At 49.0% G+C, this 18,591-nt stretch carries 16 protein-coding genes; 5 read left to right on the forward strand and 11 right to left on the reverse strand.

Annotated elements, in window-relative coordinates:
* Nucleotides 1–169 precede the first annotated feature (169 nt).
* Nucleotides 170–823 carry a hypothetical protein gene (locus JXQ28_00890; GenBank protein ID MBN2276278.1) on the forward strand — a complete coding sequence of 218 codons (654 nt, stop codon included), beginning with the start codon at nucleotides 170–172 and terminating at the stop codon, nucleotides 821–823.
* A gap of 75 nt (nucleotides 824–898) precedes the next feature.
* Here the strand turns inward: JXQ28_00890 and JXQ28_00895 are convergent, their stop codons facing one another.
* From JXQ28_00895 to JXQ28_00925, 7 genes are all read right to left on the reverse strand, one after another.
* Nucleotides 899–1,402 (reverse strand): acetyl-CoA carboxylase biotin carboxyl carrier protein subunit, encoded by a 504-nt coding sequence (locus JXQ28_00895; GenBank protein ID MBN2276279.1) that lies wholly within the window; start codon nucleotides 1,400–1,402, stop codon nucleotides 899–901.
* Entirely contained in the window at nucleotides 1,399–2,913 is a 1,515-nt protein-coding gene (locus JXQ28_00900) for an acetyl-CoA carboxylase biotin carboxylase subunit (GenBank protein ID MBN2276280.1), read from the reverse strand. Before JXQ28_00900 ends, JXQ28_00895 begins: the two co-directional genes overlap by 4 nt.
* Complete coding sequence (locus tag JXQ28_00905; GenBank protein MBN2276281.1) at nucleotides 2,914–3,696, reverse strand: enoyl-CoA hydratase/isomerase family protein; 783 nt, start codon at nucleotides 3,694–3,696, stop codon at nucleotides 2,914–2,916.
* A 12-nt stretch (nucleotides 3,697–3,708) separates the two neighbouring features.
* Nucleotides 3,709–5,316, reverse strand: a complete 1,608-nt coding sequence (locus tag JXQ28_00910; protein ID MBN2276282.1) for a methylcrotonoyl-CoA carboxylase — start codon at nucleotides 5,314–5,316, stop codon at nucleotides 3,709–3,711.
* A gap of 82 nt (nucleotides 5,317–5,398) precedes the next feature.
* Nucleotides 5,399–5,794 (reverse strand): Zn-ribbon domain-containing OB-fold protein, encoded by a 396-nt coding sequence (locus JXQ28_00915; GenBank protein MBN2276283.1) that lies wholly within the window; start codon nucleotides 5,792–5,794, stop codon nucleotides 5,399–5,401.
* Entirely contained in the window at nucleotides 5,794–6,954 is a 1,161-nt protein-coding gene (locus JXQ28_00920; GenBank protein ID MBN2276284.1) for a thiolase domain-containing protein, read from the reverse strand. The genes JXQ28_00915 and JXQ28_00920 overlap by 1 nt, the downstream gene beginning before the upstream one ends.
* A gap of 12 nt (nucleotides 6,955–6,966) precedes the next feature.
* Nucleotides 6,967–8,016 (reverse strand): hydroxymethylglutaryl-CoA synthase, encoded by a 1,050-nt coding sequence (locus tag JXQ28_00925; protein ID MBN2276285.1) that lies wholly within the window; start codon nucleotides 8,014–8,016, stop codon nucleotides 6,967–6,969.
* 223 nt (nucleotides 8,017–8,239) lie between these two features.
* Here JXQ28_00925 and JXQ28_00930 point away from each other — a divergent pair, with 223 nt between their 5' ends.
* From JXQ28_00930 to JXQ28_00945, 4 genes are all read left to right on the forward strand, one after another.
* Nucleotides 8,240–8,767, forward strand: a complete 528-nt coding sequence (locus JXQ28_00930; protein MBN2276286.1) for a hypothetical protein — start codon at nucleotides 8,240–8,242, stop codon at nucleotides 8,765–8,767.
* A gap of 210 nt (nucleotides 8,768–8,977) precedes the next feature.
* The gene (locus tag JXQ28_00935) at nucleotides 8,978–9,460 is read left to right on the forward strand and encodes a hypothetical protein (protein MBN2276287.1); all 483 of its coding nucleotides are present in this window, start codon (nucleotides 8,978–8,980) and stop codon (nucleotides 9,458–9,460) included.
* 32 nt (nucleotides 9,461–9,492) lie between these two features.
* Nucleotides 9,493–10,734, forward strand: a complete 1,242-nt coding sequence (locus JXQ28_00940; protein ID MBN2276288.1) for a hypothetical protein — start codon at nucleotides 9,493–9,495, stop codon at nucleotides 10,732–10,734.
* A 132-nt stretch (nucleotides 10,735–10,866) separates the two neighbouring features.
* A complete protein-coding gene (locus JXQ28_00945; GenBank protein ID MBN2276289.1) occupies nucleotides 10,867–12,093 on the forward strand; it encodes an apolipoprotein A1/A4/E family protein in 1,227 nt (408 codons plus the stop codon).
* Nucleotides 12,094–12,153: 60 nt separating this feature from the next.
* Here the strand turns inward: JXQ28_00945 and clpB are convergent, their stop codons facing one another.
* The 4 genes from clpB to JXQ28_00965 form a co-directional block, all read right to left on the reverse strand.
* On the reverse strand, nucleotides 12,154–14,778 hold the full coding sequence (gene clpB / locus JXQ28_00950) for an ATP-dependent chaperone ClpB (GenBank protein ID MBN2276290.1): 2,625 nt from the start codon (nucleotides 14,776–14,778) through the stop codon (nucleotides 12,154–12,156).
* 110 nt (nucleotides 14,779–14,888) lie between these two features.
* Nucleotides 14,889–16,004 carry a molecular chaperone DnaJ gene (gene dnaJ, locus JXQ28_00955; GenBank protein MBN2276291.1) on the reverse strand — a complete coding sequence of 372 codons (1,116 nt, stop codon included), beginning with the start codon at nucleotides 16,002–16,004 and terminating at the stop codon, nucleotides 14,889–14,891.
* Nucleotides 16,005–16,106: 102 nt separating this feature from the next.
* The gene (gene dnaK, locus JXQ28_00960) at nucleotides 16,107–18,035 is read right to left on the reverse strand and encodes a molecular chaperone DnaK (protein ID MBN2276292.1); all 1,929 of its coding nucleotides are present in this window, start codon (nucleotides 18,033–18,035) and stop codon (nucleotides 16,107–16,109) included.
* 94 nt (nucleotides 18,036–18,129) lie between these two features.
* On the reverse strand, nucleotides 18,130–18,573 hold the full coding sequence (locus JXQ28_00965; GenBank protein ID MBN2276293.1) for an Hsp20/alpha crystallin family protein: 444 nt from the start codon (nucleotides 18,571–18,573) through the stop codon (nucleotides 18,130–18,132).
* Nucleotides 18,574–18,591 lie beyond the last annotated feature (18 nt).

The raw sequence follows: 18,591 nt of genomic DNA on the forward strand, positions 1-18,591 counted from the left end.
ATAACACATGGACTGGCTGAAATCAAGTGAAACCAATCACAAGATTCAATTTTGCATTATTTTAGTTGACAAGTTCTTTTTTTGCAAACTTATTGGTCACAATTTGTTATAAGTATAAAGATGTTTTTTTATGATGACGTGCGTCCGAGTTCTCAGAAAGGAGAAACAGATGAGAAAATCGATGTACCATAGAGCGGTACTGGTCGCCCTGGTTATGGCTTTTATTTTCGGGATGGCAGCCCCCGGATTCGCCTTCGACAAAGAAAGAAAAGGTTTCATTCTCGGATTCGGATTGGGACCCGGTTTTACTTCATACAGCGAAACCAGGGTGGAAAGCGGACAGGATGATGTTACGCAGGATGGCAGCAAATTCTCTTTTTTAAGTAACTTTAAAATCGGATATGCTCCCAGTAACCAGCTTATGGTTTATTGGCTCAGTAATGTGGCCTGGTACGGCATCGATACCAGTGTCGAAATGTATTATGACGGCGACAAGGAATCATACCTTCCCTACAATGATGTGACGCTTCTTTCCGGTGTCGGCGGTATTGGAGTGACATACTTTTTCCGCCCCAAGGCTCCATCGATTTTTGTCACGGCCGGAGCCGGTCTTTCAGCCATGTCATTGCCATTCGAGGGTACCGATACCAGAACCGGATTGGGAATATCCGGGGGTATTGGCTATGAGTTCGCACGCAACTGGTGTCTGGAGGCAAGTGTTATCTGGGGGGACGCCAAAAGGACTCTCGAGGAATCTGAGTATGACGAATATAATGGCGATTTCCTGGGATTTGGCCTGACCATAAATGTTCTGGGATATTAATACCATTGACCGATCTTTTAAATTCCCATAAAAAAACCGGGGTCTTCCAACCCCGGTTTTTTTTCGTGGGTCATTTCACTCTTCTTCAGGTAATTCCAGTTCGATTATCGGTGTTTCGGTATCAACCTGATCACCCTCGGAAAAATTAATCTTTTTAACCCTGCCAGCCGCCGGTGAAATAAGCTGATTCTCCATCTTCATGGCCTCGACAATCACCATCGGCTGTTTTTCTTTCACCTCTTCACCCTCGCCAACCTGTATTTTGACAATCTTGCCGGGCATGGGAGCGAAAATTTTATCCTTAACCCCGACCCCTCCGGCCGCACCGGAAGCGGTGGCACCATCTTCGGATGGAATCTTTAAATCCAGTAACCTTGCCTCGATATCCAGATAAGCCTTTCCATCGCGGATAATGCAGCAAACATCCACTTTATGACCATTAATAATAACACAATATAAACCAGGAGATTTTTCCGTAATGAAGTAGATTTTATCGCCGACTGAGACTTTTACTCCATTTTCGCCCAACTCCGCGTTAGTCTCAATTAAATCATCCTGATACTGGAATTCATTAATCATCTGGTAATCCTCATTCCAATCTCCCACGGTCCGATAGTCTGCCAGGGTGATGGTGACTCCACCGGTCCGCCGCCGGTTGAAAACTTTGTCTTTTTCATCAAGGCCGCCGATGATACTGCCGCGGCCAGATCGATCATATCTTCAAATCCGGTCCCGCGGTCGGCCATGTTATTTTCTATAAAATTGGTGTAGGTTTCCCCTTTTCGGAAGGCCTCATGGGAGAGAACATCGATCATAAAACGGCGTGAGGTTTTTATCCCAAGTATTTTATAGCCAATGAGAGCATTTATCATTTTGGTTATGGCCAGATCGCGATTTGGCGCATAAACAATAAGCTTAGCCAGAATTGGGTCATACTCGACTCCCACCACGCTATTCTCACAGACCCCGCTGTCCACCCGGATACCCGGTCCGACCGGCTCCCGGTAGTAATGGATATGGCCCGACGATGGCAGGAAGTCATTCTCACCATCCTCGGCATAGATACGGCACTCAATAGAATGACCCCGCTGTACGGCCTTCATGACATAATCCGAGATCGGCATCCCGGCGGCAATCCTGATTTGCTCCACCGCCAGATCAACCCCGGTCACCATTTCGGTCACGGGGTGCTCCACCTGGATTCGCGTATTCATTTCCAGGAAATAGAAACCGCCGGTCTGATCAAGCAGGAATTCCACCGTCCCGGCATTGCGATACCCGGCCGCCTCGGCCACTTTGACCGCGACCTCTCCCATCCGTTTTCGGATTTCGGGAGTCACCGCCGTCGATGGTGTTTCTTCGATTATTTTCTGATGACGGCGCTGAATCGAGCATTCCCGTTCGAACAGGTGAATCGTATTACCGTGGTTATCGGCCAGGATCTGAAATTCGATATGGCGAGGATTTTCAATATATTTTTCCAGATAAACCGTATCATCGCCAAAGGCGTTTTTGGCTTCCCGCATAGCCGCCTCTATGGCCGCTTTCAATTCCGATGACTCGCGGACGATCCTCATGCCTTTGCCGCCTCCGCCAGCCGCCGCCTTGATTAAAACCGGATAACCGGTTTTATCGGCCGCCTGTTCAAAAGCAACAAGACTCGCTCCGGCGGTTTTCATTCCCGGAATCAGCGGGACTCCGGCTTCAGCCATTTTTTTTCGGGATTCCACCTTATTACCCATCAGCCTCATGGCCTCCGCGGTCGGCCCGATAAAGACAATTCCGGCTTTCTCGCAGGCTTCCGGAAGGCGCGGATTCTCCGCCAGAAAACCATAACCGGGATGAATGGCGTCACATTTGTAATCGACCGCCGCCTTAATTATCCTGTCAATCGCCAGGTAGGATTCATTGGGCGGGGGTGGCCCGATTTCTACCGCCTCATCGGCCATCATGGCATGTACCGCTCCCTTATCAGCCGATGAATATACTGCCAATGTTGGAATTCCCAGAAGCCCGCAGGCATTCAATATCCTTACCGCGATTTCGCCGCGATTGGCCACCAGAATTTTCTTGAATAATTTGTCACCCATTTATTCATCAACCCATTTTGGTTTTCGCTTTTCCAGAAAGGCGTTCATACCTTCCTGTCCTTCATCTGAGATCCTGAGTTTTGCAATCATTTCGGCCGTGAACGGCTTATACTGCTTCTCGGGCATATTGGGAACCGATGACACCAATACTTTGGCTACCGAGATTGCTTCCGGACCCGATGATTTAATCATTTTTAACAAATCCTTGACCGCACCATCAAGTGCCTCATCCTTGACACATTGGTTAACCAGGCCAATATGGAAAGCCTTCTCCCCTTTCATCCTCTCCCCGGTGATAAAAAACTCACGGGCTCTGCCCTCGCCTATTTTTTTTACCACATACGGCCCGATACACGCCGGAACCAACCCGATTTTGACTTCGGAGAAGGAAAACACCGCCGATTCGGCGGCCAGGGCGATATCACACACGGCCACAAAGCCGACTCCCCCGCCAATAGCGGCCCCGTTGATTTTACCGATAACCGGACAGCGGAAATTATATATTTTCCCAAAAAGATCAGCCAGAGCATTTGATTCCATCAAATTTTCCTCAAAGGATTGGGTGATCACCCGTTTCATCCAGTTGAGATCGGCCCCGGCACAAAATGACTTCCCCTGCCCGGAAAGGACCACCGCGCGAAGGGATTTTTCTTTGTCAAGCCGGTCAAAGAGTTCGGTCATTTCATAAATGACGGTGTCGTTGAAAGCATTATGCACCTCAGGGCGACAAAAATCCACCCGGGCAACCATATCCTGTATTTCACAACTGATTGTTTTGTACATAATAGCCTTCACCTACATCCTGAAGACACCATATTTCTGATCAGGAATATCGGCATTGAGGGACATGGCAATTCCCAACGCAACGGCCTCGCGCGTATCCGTCATGCCGATAATGCCGTCATCCCAGAGGCGGGCCGAGGAATAATAAGGCGAGGATTCGGCCTCATATTTTTCCAGAATCGGTCGGCGGATTTCTTCGATCTGTTCCTTCGTCAGTTTCTGGCCAGCTCGTTCCAGTTGTTTGACTTTAACCGTGGCCAGAACATCAGCCGCCTGCTCACCGCCCATAACGCATATTTTCGAATTAGGCCACATCCAGAGTAGCCTGGGGAAATAACCCCGGCCGCACATGGCGTAATTCCCGGCTCCGTACGATCCCCCGACAATAACGGTGAATCGAGGTACCTGGGCATTGGCTACGGCATGCACCAGTTTGGCTCCGTCGCGGGCAATCCCGCCCGCTTCGTACTGCCGTCCGACAATGAAACCGGTTATATTTTGCAGGAATAAGAGCGGGATTTTGCGCTCGGTACACAGCTCAATAAAGTGCGCCCCCTTAAGCGACGATTCCGAGAATAGCACCCCGTTGTTAGCCAAAATACCAACCGGATATCCCATAATCCGCGCGAATCCGCAGACCAGTGTTATTCCGTACAGCTCTTTGAACTCATGGAATTTCGAACTATCGACGATCCGCGCAATCAGTTCCCTGATATCGTATTGTTTCCTGACATCATTGGGGATAACACCATAGAGTTCCTCAGGATCATAATAAGGTTCTTCCGGCTCGGCCATATCCAGCCGGAATTTCGGCTGACGATTGACATTCTCGATAATATTGCGGCATATCTGCAGGGCATGTTTATCATTGAGAGCATAGTGATCGGTCACGCCCGAAGTTCGACAGTGAACATCTGCGCCACCCAGGTCCTCGGCTGAGACCACCTCGCCGGTGGCCGCTTTAACCAGTGGCGGGCCGCCAATGAAAATGGTCCCCTGCTTGCGGACAATCACCGTCTCATCCGACATGGCCGGGAGATAGGCTCCGCCGGCCGTGCACGAACCCAGAACCGCCGATATTTGCGGAATACCTTTGGCCGACATCCTCGCCTGATTATAAAATATTCGTCCGAAATGATCCTTATCGGGAAAAACGCCGGATTGCAATGGCAGGTAGATTCCCCCGGAATCGACCAGGTAAACACAAGGTAAATAGTTCTCCTCAGCAATCCGCTGGGCCCGGGCATGTTTTAAAATGGTGATGGGATAATAGGTGCCACCCTTGACGGTGGCATCGTTGGCGATCACCATCACTTCCCGGCCGTGAACAATCCCGATCCCGGTAATCAAACCCGAGGCTGGAGCATCATTATCATACATATCATAAGCGGCCAGCGGCGACAGCTCCAGAAAGGGAGTGTTCTTGTCGAAAAGAAGGCCGACCCGCTCCCGGGTTAGCAATTTCCCCCGGTCGAGATGGACTTTCCGAGCTTTTTCCGAACCGCCCTCTTTGATTTTTTCAAGACGTTCCTTGAGAATCAGGTGCTGCTCTTTGTTTTTCTGGAAATTCTCCTTGAAGTCTGGTGATGAGGGATTGATTTTGGATTCAATTCTAAACATATCCTCCCTGCCCATGGATTCAGGATGGCGGGTGAAACCGGGCCGCAATAAATGGCGGCCCGGTTGTACTATTTAAAATTAATTAGTACCACTTGGGTACAAATTTGTAACCGTAGCTTAAGACACCGTGGTGCCCATCGGTCTGGATACGACGGAATTCGATTCGGATATCCATCCCGACTTTGAGTTTCTCGATCTCACAGTCGGCAATTTGGGCCAGCAGTCTGACACCGTTGGCCAATTCCGCGATACCGACGGCATAAGGAGCCTGGTCGGTGAATTGCGAAGGAGCCACGCGAATAACTGTATAGGTTACCAGCTTGCCGGTATCGGGCAGGTTGATATTCTCGAATTCACGATGACCGCATTCGGGACAGATCAAACGGTATGGAAAAACTATCTTCCCGCATTTCTTGCATTTCCCCGCCTCGAGCCGATAACGATGTTTGCTTTCTCTCCAGATACGTGATGGAAACATCAGGCCACCTCCATAATATGAACCAGAGTAGATCCACCGGAACCACCCATATTCTGTGTCATACCGACTTTCGGATTACTTTTCAGTTGCCGGCCATTTTCGGCCTCGCCGCGAAGCTGCTTGACCACTTCGACCACCTGGGCCACACCGGTGGCGCCCACCGGGTGTCCCTTCGATTTAAGACCGCCCGAGGTATTAATCGGGAACTTGCCGTCAAGAGCAGTCTCCCCGTTTAGTACCGCCTGACCGGCTTTGCCGGGAGTATAGAGACCGAGCGATTCCATCACCATCAATTCGGCGATGGTAAAACAATCATGGACCTCGGCGAAGTCGATATCCTTGATGGTCTTCCCGGCCATCTTGAAAGCCTTCTCGGCCGCCACGGTAGTCGCCTTGAGAGTGGTTAAATCATCACGGGAATGCAGCGCAATGGCATCGGTGGCATGGCCAGAACCGATTATCTTGATAATTGGCTTGCCCAGTTTTTTGGCAATCTCGACCGTCGTTAAAATAACCGCCGCCGCCCCGTCAGTAATCGGAGAACAATCCAGGATATTAAGCGGATCGGCCACCTTGACCGATTTGGCCACCTGATCCATAGTGACTTTAAAGGGGTATTGCGCATAGGGATTCATGGAACCGTTGTGATGATTTTTGACCGCCACGGCCGAAAGCATATCCCGCGTGGTTCCGTATTTATTCATATGGGCCACCGCCATCAGGGCATACAATCCCGGAAAAGTGGCGCCGTGGAAAACTTCGTATTCCTGATCGGCCGCCGCGGCCAGAGCGTAGGTTGCCCCGTCACCGGAAATGTCGGTCATTTTTTCCACACCGCCGGCCATAACAATATCCGAGGCCGCTGAAGCGATTTCAAGAAAAGCGGTCCTGAAAGCCAGTCCACCCGAGGCACAGGCTGATTCCACCCGTGAAGCGGCCAGCTGTTTCTGCCCCAGGTAGTCAGCCATAAGAGAACCGAGATGCTCCTGGCCAACAAATAATCCGGAGGTCATACAACCGATAACCATGGAATCGAGATGATCCACTCCGGCATCATCGATTGCGGCCAGAGCCGCTTCGACATAGAGGTCGCGAAATGATTTTTCCCATATCTCGCCGAATTTGGTCATGCCTATGCCAACTACTGCAACGTCTCTCATTGATCTCACCTCCTAATTATTCTTCAGGATTTTGCGCCGGTATTTGGCATAGGTTCCATAGTCAACGTATACTTTATTTTCATCGAGCAGTTTGGTCGTTCTAACAGCCTTATCGCGGACTTCATTTATACGCTCGGTAACTTTCCAGATAAAGGCATCCGAACCGGCACCTGATCCGTACGAAACCATCAGGATCATATCTCCGGGTTGAGCTACATCAAGAGTCGATGTCAACCCGATCGGTGAGGCACCTGAATAAGTATTCCCCAGCCGCGGTGATAACCACCCGGGATCGATCTGCTCCTGCGTAAAACCAAGCATTCCGGCCACCCTTTGCGGGAATTTGCCGTTGGGTTGATGAAATACGGCATATTTAAAATCAGCCGGTTTCATACCCGACATTTTCAAAATTCCATTGGCGGCGCCCATGGTGGTTCTGAAATAAGCCGGTTCACCGGTAAAACGCCCGGCATGTTGAGGATAAAACTCATGTTCGCGACGCCAAAAATCCGGAGTGTCGGTCATAAAGGAATAAGTATAAAGAGCCTCGGCTATCAGTTTATCCATCCCCATAATGAAGGCCGCGGCCCCGGCTGCCGCCGAGTATTCCAGAGCGTCCGAGGGCGCTCCTTGAGAGGTATCACCTCCGATTGCCAAAGCGTATTTTACATAACCTGATTTAACCAATCCAAGGGCTACAAACATAGCCTCCGATCCGGCTTTACAGGCAAACTCATAATCGGCACAATGAATATCAGGCGTGGCGCCGAGGGCCTCGGCCACCACTGTTCCGGACGGTTTCACAGCATAGGGATGTGATTCGGAACCAATATAAATGGCCCCTATTTCCGCCGGCTTAACATGACCGGCTCTCTTGAAAGCGTTTTTGGCGGCTTCCACCGAGAGAGTAATGGTATCGGTATCCGGCGGCGGGACCGATTTTTCCCTGAGCATTAATCCTTTCTTGTAGCTGGGCGCATCCGCCCCCCAGACCTTGGCGATTTCCTCGACCTGGATCCGGTGGCGTGGAATATGAGCGCCGTAGCCGACGATTCCTGCCATATTTTACCTCACTATATATGTTTATAACACAACCGTTTGGCACGCCAAATAGAACATGACTTCCATAAAGATTATTAATATAGCCGATTATTGGCCCATACGCAAGTTTTTTAAACCGTGATTATTCTCTTAAGTTCAATCACCATTTGCCCTTGTCCGTTTAAAACTATTATATTGGTTGCGAATAACGGGATAGACAGAAATGAAGTATTGGGCGATTATTTTGCTTATATGTTTTTTTATTTCCGGCGCGGAAGAAATGACCGCCAAAAGCTCCGATTATGCTTATTACGAAGGAGGGACATATGCTTATTTCTTCCGCGCCCCATCCGGATGGATTCTTGATCTTGATAACGCCCATCTTGACGGATATACGGCCGCCATGTATCCCGATAGTCAATCCTATGATTATTCCGATATGATAATTTATGTCTGGATCTTCCCGAAAGATTCTATGGCCTTCCAGGAATTTATCACCAGGGATTCGGCCCATTATATAAAAACCCATGAGGGATTGTCTTTTATCGCCAATAAACCGGGTATTAATTCCGACAGCCTGAGATTCACGACTCTTGAAACGGATGATCCCGGGGCGATTTACGATATCGTCTCGATCACATATTTCGACCTGATATCAGAAATCGTTATTTATGAGGCACATATCGCTGAGAGAAGGTTCCATACTGATATTGCAGAACATCTTCACCAGGCAATAAACGAACTGAGGCGCATAACCGATTCTGAAGAATAATCGTATACCGCATTTACAACCTATAACATTCATGATCAAATTCCGTTCATTTTAAACTTGACAAATTGTATATAGAATCTTTCCTTTAATTTAAATAGACTATTTCGATTTGCTTTTCAGCACGATCAGTTCATCACGAAATAGGCATCAATTATCTCGAGATTTCTAAGTTTTATTTAAATGGCATCAACCTGCAAAAGGAGGCAAGTTATGTCGCGAAAACTTTTGAGGACTTTGGGATTCCCGGAAAATATCCCTGTCCGCTGGGCCATCCTGCATCTGATGATAATACTGGCTATTGGTCTTGGAATTGGGGGTTGCGGGGGATGTGATGGATGCGGGTGTATTCCGGATGAAGTCGATCCGACACCTGTTCGCGCCAGTGGTGAAGCGATTCTGGAAATCCAGAATTTGACCGCCCTGGGAACACAGGGTACCACTCAATATATTTCCGTTGCCTTTACGGGAACAATAGTCACACCCGGTGAAGGTACCGGCGATGGTTCCTTTAATGTCAACAAAACCTATGAGGTAACCCCGACCAATGTTAATCCAGCTCCCTCGCTGGAGCGCAAAAAATTGAAGCCGGGGACCTGGGATATGAAGGTTACCATTGGAAACTGGAGCCAGACCCGACGCGGGACAATTGTGAAAAACAAGGGAACCACATTTACGTTTGTCTATGGTCAATAAAGCTTTTCCGGGCAAAATACCAGGAGGTGAATATGCTGTTAAAACTGAGAAAGACCATGGCCCTTTTAACGCTGGCCATTCTGACAATCAATATCATACCAGTCAATGCCATTGCCGGCGGTGGTGGGGGTGATATTAAAATTATTCTGCCCATTGACGAAATCGAGGGGCTGATCCAGGATCTTGAAGATGCCGGATCAAGAATTGTCGGCGAGGCTGGAGTTCAGCTACGGCAAAGCATCGCCGAAATGGCCAGTCAAATGCGGGATTGCATTGACCAGCTTAAGGGGGCGGCTATCGAGGTCATTAATGCCGCCGCGGCGCAGATCCGCAGCCTGTTGAACAATCTGATTAAACAGGCACGCAACCTTCTGCGTGAAGTTAACCAGATGATTCAGGATAATATTAAATGTATCAGCCAGGCACTGGCCGAGCGTATCGCCCAGGTTAAGGATTCTATCGTCGATATTATTCAGCAGGTCAGTGCCGCCGTTCGTGACGCCGTGAACCTGATCTATCTTAGAGCTATCTCGGTAATAGATCGAGGCACCTATAATATCACAGTAATGGTCGATTCGACTATTAATATAATCGCCAAAGTCATAATCCTGATATTTATCTTTATCCTGCTTTTCTGGTTGATTCGGGCTCTCTGGAAAGGTGCTTTCCCCAAAGTTGCGGCTTTGAAATACGGTCTCCCCTCCCTGGCGGTAATTATCATTGCTCTGGGAGTTTTTCTTTTACTCAGTCCTGTCACTCTGGGGAAAATCATCGGGTATGAGGTACAAATCCCCAAATCCGATAATGCCTGTGAAAACGGCGATAATTTTTACAGCCAGTTTATGAATCTCAAAAATACCGAGGCCGACTCCCTGCTCCTGAAAAATACCGGAGATTCCGCACTTCATTATCTGAGCATTTGTGCCTACACGTCGATGAGTACCGATTTCATCCGGGGCATTCAAAATAAAATCGGCGACATCGCCGCGGTTTTATATCCGCCCCCCGATCCGCCGTCATCGACTCCAGTCGTATCCGATTGTGAAAGCTCCACCGGTTCCAGATCAATCAATCCATCCTGGCTATCCAAGTATGATCTCCTGAAGGTGAACAAACTGCAAAGACTGGTCGGCAGTAATGTTCTCAGAGAAAGCGCGGTGCCTCTGATAAAGCATGATACGACGCAGTATTTCATGAAATTAAGGGTAATCCCCAATGTCAGGCCGGAGGCGATTATAATGCAGCCGGTTCGGGTATTCCGGGATTCCATGTAAATCAAACTTTAAGGTCGCCGGGACATAATCCGGCGACTTTAATCGGGATATTTGCCCCGATGGATATTAATAATACGAGTAATAGAGCATAGTAATTATTTATGTGAAAATTTGGGCATTAAGGAGAAGCTTATGCCGCAGAATTTAAAAAAACCGGTATCTCTATTTGCCATATGGGTCTTGATGCTGGGGATAATGGCACCTCTGATATTCAATGCGGGATGTCTTTCATTCAAATTCCCCGAAGAAGAATTAGAAGGCTTGATTCAGGATCTTCAGGATGCCGCCGGTCGGGTATCGGGGGAAGCGGGTGTGCAAATCCGTCAGACTGTGACGGAATTGACCGATCAAATGACTCAGGTGCTGGATTATCTGAAGAGTACATCCGATGGCATTAAAGAAGCGGCCAAGGGCAAATTGATGCAACTCCTGGAGGAACTTAAAGCTAAGGCCGGGCAATTGAAAAGCGAAATAGACAAGATGATCGAACAGGACCGGGAATGTCTTGACCGCGCCACGGCCGAACGAATGGCCCAGATTAAAGATTCCATTACGGAAATTACCGGTGACTTCAGCGCCGCCCTGGGAGACGCGATTGGGCAACTGGAACAAAAAAAGGGTATGATAATCGAGCAGGGACAATACAATGTAAAAGTCTTCGTCAGCAGTCTGGCTCGAACCGGCGCCCGGATCGTCATAATTGTATTGATCTTAATCTTCCTTTTCCTGACAATCAAAGTTCTCTGGAGTACCGCTCTGGCAAAAATCAAGGCCTTGAAATATACCCTGTCCGCCCTGCTTATAATCTTTCTCGGCCTTGGGATTATTCTGCTGGCCAAACCGTCTTTCCTGAACAAATATATCGGAACTGAGGTTGCTTTGCCGGATCCTGATTATGCCTGTCGAACCGGCGGGGAATTATATGAGCAGTTTCTGGCTCGGAAAAATTCCGGAGCCGGTATGGAGGTGTTGAAAAATATCGGGCAGGAAGCGATCGGGCAACTGAATATATGTGTTTACTCCGCTATTAGCCCTGATCTTGCCAGAGCTACGCAATCAAAAATCAATTCCATAACAGCGCTGCTTTATCCTCCCCCCGATCCGCCTTCACCTACCGATGTTTCGGATTGTATAAGCCTGACCGGTTCGATATCATTTCACCCGGCCTGGTTTTCACGAATTGATCTATTGAAGGTTGAGTATCTAGGGCAATTGACCCGGGGGAATATGGTTGAAAGTCATCTTATTCCATCAGCTCTTTCTGACACCACGGTCTATTTCATGAAAATCAGGAATAATGCCGGTATCAATCCCGAGAATATCATTTCCAGAAGAATCAGAACCCATGTAAACCCATAAGAAAAGCCGCCTTTGGGATATCCCAGGGGCGGCCGCTATTAATTAATTCCACCACGAATGTCAGCTGGATGATGTCTTGATATCAGTAACTTCTTCCTGGTTGATATGAATCGAACCATCCTTATAATCAATCTTAATCCGTCCGGTCGGTTTTAATTCTCCCGAAAGAATCATCCTGGCGATTGTTTGGCTCAATTCCTTGTTTATCAGACGCTTGATCGGTCTGGCACCATAGGCCGGATCATACCCGATCGCGGCCAGATATTCCAGAGCGGCCCCACTCAAACTCGCCTCAATCTGCCGGTCGGCCAGGAGCTTTTCCAGCCGTCGGAATTGAAGTTTGACAATCTGCGTGATTTCCATGCGATTCAAAGCCGCAAAGACAATAGTCTCATCGACCCGGTTGAGAAATTCCGGGCGAAGATTATGCCGGAGGATGGCAAGAACTTCCGATTTCATCCTGGAATAGATTTCATCCCGGTTGGAATCGCTGATCCGAGCTGATTCGGACTGGATATATTCGGCTCCAAGGTTTGATGTCATTATCAGAATGATGTTTTTAAAATTGACAATTCGTCCCTGGTTATCGGTCAGACGGCCATCATCGAGCACCTGAAGCAGGATATTAAACACTTCCGGATGAGCTTTTTCGATTTCATCAAGCAGGACCACAGCGTACGGCCGACGCCGGACCGCTTCCGTAAGCTGTCCCCCTTCTTCATAGCCGACATACCCCGGTGGCGCTCCGATCAGTCGCGAAACTGAAAATTTCTCCATGTATTCTGACATATCGATTCGGACAATGGCATCTTCGGTGCCATATAGAAACTCAGCCAGGGCTCGGGCCAGTTCGGTTTTGCCAACTCCGGTGGGACCGAGAAAAATGAACGATCCCAGCGGCCGGTTGGGATCGGATAATCCCGCCCGCGATTGCCTGACGGCATCGGCTACTGCTTTTACCGCTTCATCCTGGCCGATCACCCGATCGTGCAGTTTGTCTTCAAGATGAAGAAGTTTCTCTTTTTCTGATTCGGTCAAACGAGAAACCGGAATACCGGTCCATTTGGAAACGACTTCAGCGATATCGTCGGCGTCAACTTCTTCTTTCAGCAATTTACATTTTGATTGAATCGAGGTCAGAGAGTGGGTGAGGAATTGAAGTTTTTTATCAGCTTCGACCAGGGAACCATATTTTATCCTGGCGGCTTCCTCGTAGTCGGCCTTTCTTTCCGCCTCGGCCGCCTTTTGTTTAAATTGCTCAATCTCGGACTTGATGGTTCGAATGCTATCGACTGCTTCTTTTTCCTTAAGCCACTGAGTTTTTAAATCATCCCGCCGGACATATAAATCTTTCAATTCTTCTTCAATCGGTTTCATCCGGTCACCGGCGTCCTTTTCGCGTTTGATTCCCTCTTTTTCAATTTCCAATTGCCGAATCCTTTTCTCGACCGTATCCAGTTCCTCGGGCATGGAGTCAATAGCTATTCTAAGTTCCGCCGCCGATTCATCGATCAGATCAATGGCCTTATCGGGTAGAAAACGATCGGCAATATAACGGTCTGAAAGACGGGCCGCCGCAACCATGGCTTCATCCCTGATTTTAACACCATGGTGCAATTCATATCGCTCTCGCAGACCGCGGAGAATTGATACCGTTTCCTCGACGCTGGGCGGTTCGACCAGGACCGGAGCGAAACGCCGTTCCAGGGCCGCGTCTTTTTCGATATTCTTGCGATACTCATCCAGAGTGGTGGCCCCGACACATCTCAATTCTCCCCGCGCCAGCGCCGGCTTGAGCATGTTGGAGGCATCCATTGCCCCCTGAACAGCACCGGCTCCGACAATGGTGTGAAGTTCATCTATAAACAGAATGATTTTGCCCCCGGAACTTTCAACTTCCTTCAAAATGGCTTTCAGCCGTTCCTCGAATTCTCCACGGAATTTGGAACCGGCAATCAGTGACCCCAGGTCAAGGGCGATTACGGTTCTGTCCTTCAGGGTTTCGGGGATCTCTCCGATGGCTATTTTCTGGGCCAGGCCTTCCACAATAGCCGTCTTACCGACGCCCGGTTCGCCAATCAGAACCGGGTTGTTTTTGGTCCGGCGAGAGAGTATTTTTATTACTCTTCTGATTTCATCATCTCTACCAATAACCGGATCCAGCTTTCCGGCGCGGGCCATGGCGGTTAGATCGCGGGAATATTTTTCAAGAACCTGATATTTCGACTCCGGATTATCATCGGTAACCCGGCTTTTGCCTCGTATCGTAGCCAGAGCACTCAAGACATCATTCCGTCTGATACCGGATGATTTGAGAATATCCTGCGCCCGGCTTTTAATTTCCAGCAGGGCCAGGAATAGATGCTCCACTGAAACATATTCATCTTTCAATTGTGTCGCTTCGTTTTCGGCTCGATACAGCACCTGGCTTAGCTGGTTCGAGGCATAAATCTGTCCCCCCTGTTGGCGGGCCAAAAGGCCGAGTTGCTCGGATACTTTATTTTTCAATTCCTCGAGATCAATCCCGATTTTCTTGATTACCTGACCGACCAGTCCTTCCTGCTGATTGAGAAGGGCCGCCAGAAGATGTATCGGCATCACTTCCGCGTGTGATTCCGATTGGGCCAGTTGTTGAGCGTAATTCAAAGCATCGGCCGATCTCTGAGTCAACTTGTTAGTATTCATATATATCACCGCCTGCCATTCATATCCGGCATAATCTTCATACGGAATAATTCCGGGGTTTCAATCGATGAGAATCTTATTCCGCCCGGCGATTTGAATTCCGGTAAATCCTAAAAGGTTTTGGCCAGTTCTTCAAGAAGTTCCCGTTGTTTCGCTGTAACTTCAGTGGGAACGGCAATCCCGATTTCGACATATTGGTCACCCTGTGATCCATTGACCGAAAGACCCATTCTCTTCAGCCTCAGTTTTGTTCCCGATTTGGTTCCCGGCGGTATATTCAGGCTGATATTTTTGGTCAAAGTCTTAACCTGGACTTTACCGCCCAGAACCGCCTTCGGATAGGGTATCTCCACCCGGGTATAAATATCATTCCCCTGGCGATCAAACTGCTGATTCTTTCCGGCATTCACGATGACTATTAAATCTCCTTCCGGCCCGCCATTGGTACCCGGATTACCCATTCCTTTGAGGCGAATCCGGCCCCCATCACTAATACCGGCGGGGATTTTTATCTTAATGGTTTTCTTTTCCTTTACACGCCCGGAGCCGCCGCAACGGTCACAGGGCTTTCCCGGGATTATCCCTTTGCCCAGACATCTGGGACAGGGGCGGGAAATAGAAAAGGCCCCCTGGGCATAACTGACCGTTCCTCTGCCCCCGCACTGCGGACAGACATGTTGACCGCTTCCGGCCTGTTCACCGGTTCCGCCGCAGACCCGGCAGGTAGTCGGCTTGCTGAGGTGAATGGTCTTGGTAGCACCTTTCACCGCCTCATAAAAATCAATCGGAAGCTTTATGGTAATATCACTTCCACGGCGTTTCTGCGGCTGTCTCGGCATCCCTCCACGCCTCCGCCCAAACAGGTCTTCACCACCGAAAATAGAACTGAAAATATCGGCAAATGATCCCAGTCCGCCAAGATCCTCGAAACGAAAATTCTGCCCGGACTTCGATGGATCAAAACCTCCGGCACTTCCCTGCCGGGGATCGAAACCGGTTCCGGCGAAGGCGCCGTATTTTCGCATGGTGTCGTACTGGCGACGTTTCTGTTCGTCGCCAAGAATATCATATGCCTCGGAAATGTCCTTAAAATGATTTTCGGCACTTTTATTTCCGGGATTGCGATCCGGATGAAATTTCATGGCCAGTTTTCTAAAAGCCTTTTTTATTTCATCAACCGAAGCGTTTTCGGGCACCCCGAGAATTTCATAGTAATTCTTAGACATCTATTCTCATCAGCCACCTTCCTTGTAGATATACGGCAATAACAGCTTAAAGCAGATTCTCATCATTGTCAATTAAAAGAGGGCCATAAGGCCCCCTTTTTATCACTCGTCCTCAACCACTTCATAATCGGCATCGACCGTTGGTTCACCCTGAGATGATTTCTCTCCGGGTCCGCCTGCGCCGGATGATGCCCCGCCCATATTTTTATGGGTCTGCCCACCCGATCCGGCTGAGGTCCGATGGTACATACCTGCCGCCGCCGACTGCCAAACCTGGTTGAGATCATTGACGGCCGCTTCAATTTCCGGAATATTGTCCGATTCCATCGCCTTTTTCACCCTGGCCACCGCGGTTTCAATCTTCGATCTGCTGTCGGGTTCCAGTTTCTCACCATAGTCTTTCAGATTTTTCTCGGTCTGGAAAACAGTCGCATCGGCCACATTCCGCACATCAATCTTCCGTCTCTTTTCCTTATCCTCGGATTCATGCGATTTAGCATCGTTGACCATTTTCTCGATATCCTGTTCAGTTAACCCCGAGGAGGCCTCAATCCGGATATTCTGAGATTTGCCTGTGGCCACGTCTTTGGCTGTCACATTCAGAATTCCATTGGAATCGATATCAAAAGTGACCTCAATCTGCGGAATCCCGCGCGGGGCGGGTGGAATACCATCCAGGATGAATTTCCCGATGGTTTTATTATCAATCGCCATCTCGCGTTCGCCCTGTAGAACATGAATATCGACCGCCGTCTGGCTGTCCGCCGCGGTGCTGAAAACCTGGGACTTGCGGGTCGGGATAGTCGTATTCCGCTCGATCAGATGGGTCGTGACTCCACCCAGCGTCTCAATTCCGAGCGACAGCGGGGTTACATCGAGAAGCAGAACATCGTGGACATCGCCAGCCAGAACTCCCCCCTGGATTGCCGCTCCGATCGCCACCACTTCATCTGGATTAACACTCTTGTTGGGTTCTTTGCCAAAAAGCTTTTTAACCAATTCCCCAACTCTGGGCATCCGGGTCATACCGCCAACCAGGACAACCTCATTAATATCATTGAAGCTGATTTTAGCATCGCCGACCGCCATGCGGCAGGGCTCAATGGTTCTCTCAAGGAGATCATCAACCAACTGCTCGAACCGCGCCCGGGACAGGGTCATATTGAGATGTTTCGGGCCATTCTGATCGGCCGTAATAAATGGCAGATTAATAGTCGTTTCGACGGTTGCGGATAATTCAATCTTTGCCTTTTCAGCCGCTTCTTTAAGGCGCTGGAGGGCCATCGGATCGCGTGAGAGATCGATTCCATCCGATTTCTTAAATTCACTCACCAGCCAGTCGATCACCCGCTTATCGAAATCATCACCGCCCAAGTGAGTATCTCCATTGGTTGAAAGAACCTCGAAGACGCCTTCGGATAATTCCAGGATGGAAATATCGAAAGTCCCGCCGCCAAGATCATAGATGGCGATTTTTCCGGTCTTTTTCTTGTCAAGACCATAGGCCAGCGCCGCCGCCGTCGGTTCATTGATAATCCTTTTGACCTCAAGACCGGCAATACGCCCGGCATCCTTGGTAGCCTGACGCTGGCGATCATTGAAGTAAGCGGGAACTGTGATAACCGCTTCGGTGACCTTTTGTCCCAGAAAATCCTCAGCCGTTTTTTTCATTTTCGTTAAGATGGCCGCTGAAATCTCGGGCGGAACGAAATCTTTACCGTTAATCTCCACTACGGCATCGGCCTTGTTATCGGATTTCACCTTAAAAGGGAAATTCTTGATTTCTTCCTTGACCTCATCGAACTTCCGTCCCATAAAACGCTTTATGGAAAAGACGGTATTAAGCGGGTTGCTGACCGCCTGGCGTTTAGCCACCTGACCGACCAGCCGTTCCCCGTTTTTATCCACGGCAAATACCGATGGAGTCGTTCGGCCGCCTTCGGAATTGGTAATTACCACCGGGTCCTTTCCTTCGACAACGGCCACCACCGAATTGGTGGTTCCCAGATCTATTCCAATTGTTTTACCCATAATATTGTCTTCCTTTCTTTTCTTATTTCGAAAAAAACGGGCGGATCATACACCCGCCCGCTTCACAGGTCTCATATCCGACCCTACAGATGCATTATTTAACCGCTACAGAAATTTCTTTCGGTTTGGCTTTCTCCGTTTTCTTGAGCGATACATTCAGAATTCCGTTTTTATATTCGGCCTGGATATGCTCATGATCGACATTTTCGGACAGAGTGAAAGACCGGGAGAAAGAGCCGTAGGACCGTTCGGTACGGATATAGTTCTTGTCTTTTTCTTCGCTCTCCTGTCTCCGCTCACCGCTGACCGTCAGGACACCATCCTCGACCATAACCTTGATCTGATCCTTTTCCATTCCGGGCAGTTCAAAATGCAGATCGATAGCCTCCTTATTTTCTACAATGTCAACCCTCGGCATGAAATCGCAATCCGTGTTGCCTTTAAAAACCGGAGCATTGAAAAAGTTTTCAAAGAACGAATCAAATTCACCGCCGAAGTTTTTCAGCAGTCTGTTCGGGTTGTAACGTACGAGTGTCATTTTCATCAACCTCCTTCT

The sequence above is a fragment of the Candidatus Zixiibacteriota bacterium genome (assembly GCA_016933955.1).
Taxonomy (GTDB): domain Bacteria; phylum Zixibacteria; class MSB-5A5; order GN15; family PGXB01; genus JAFGTT01.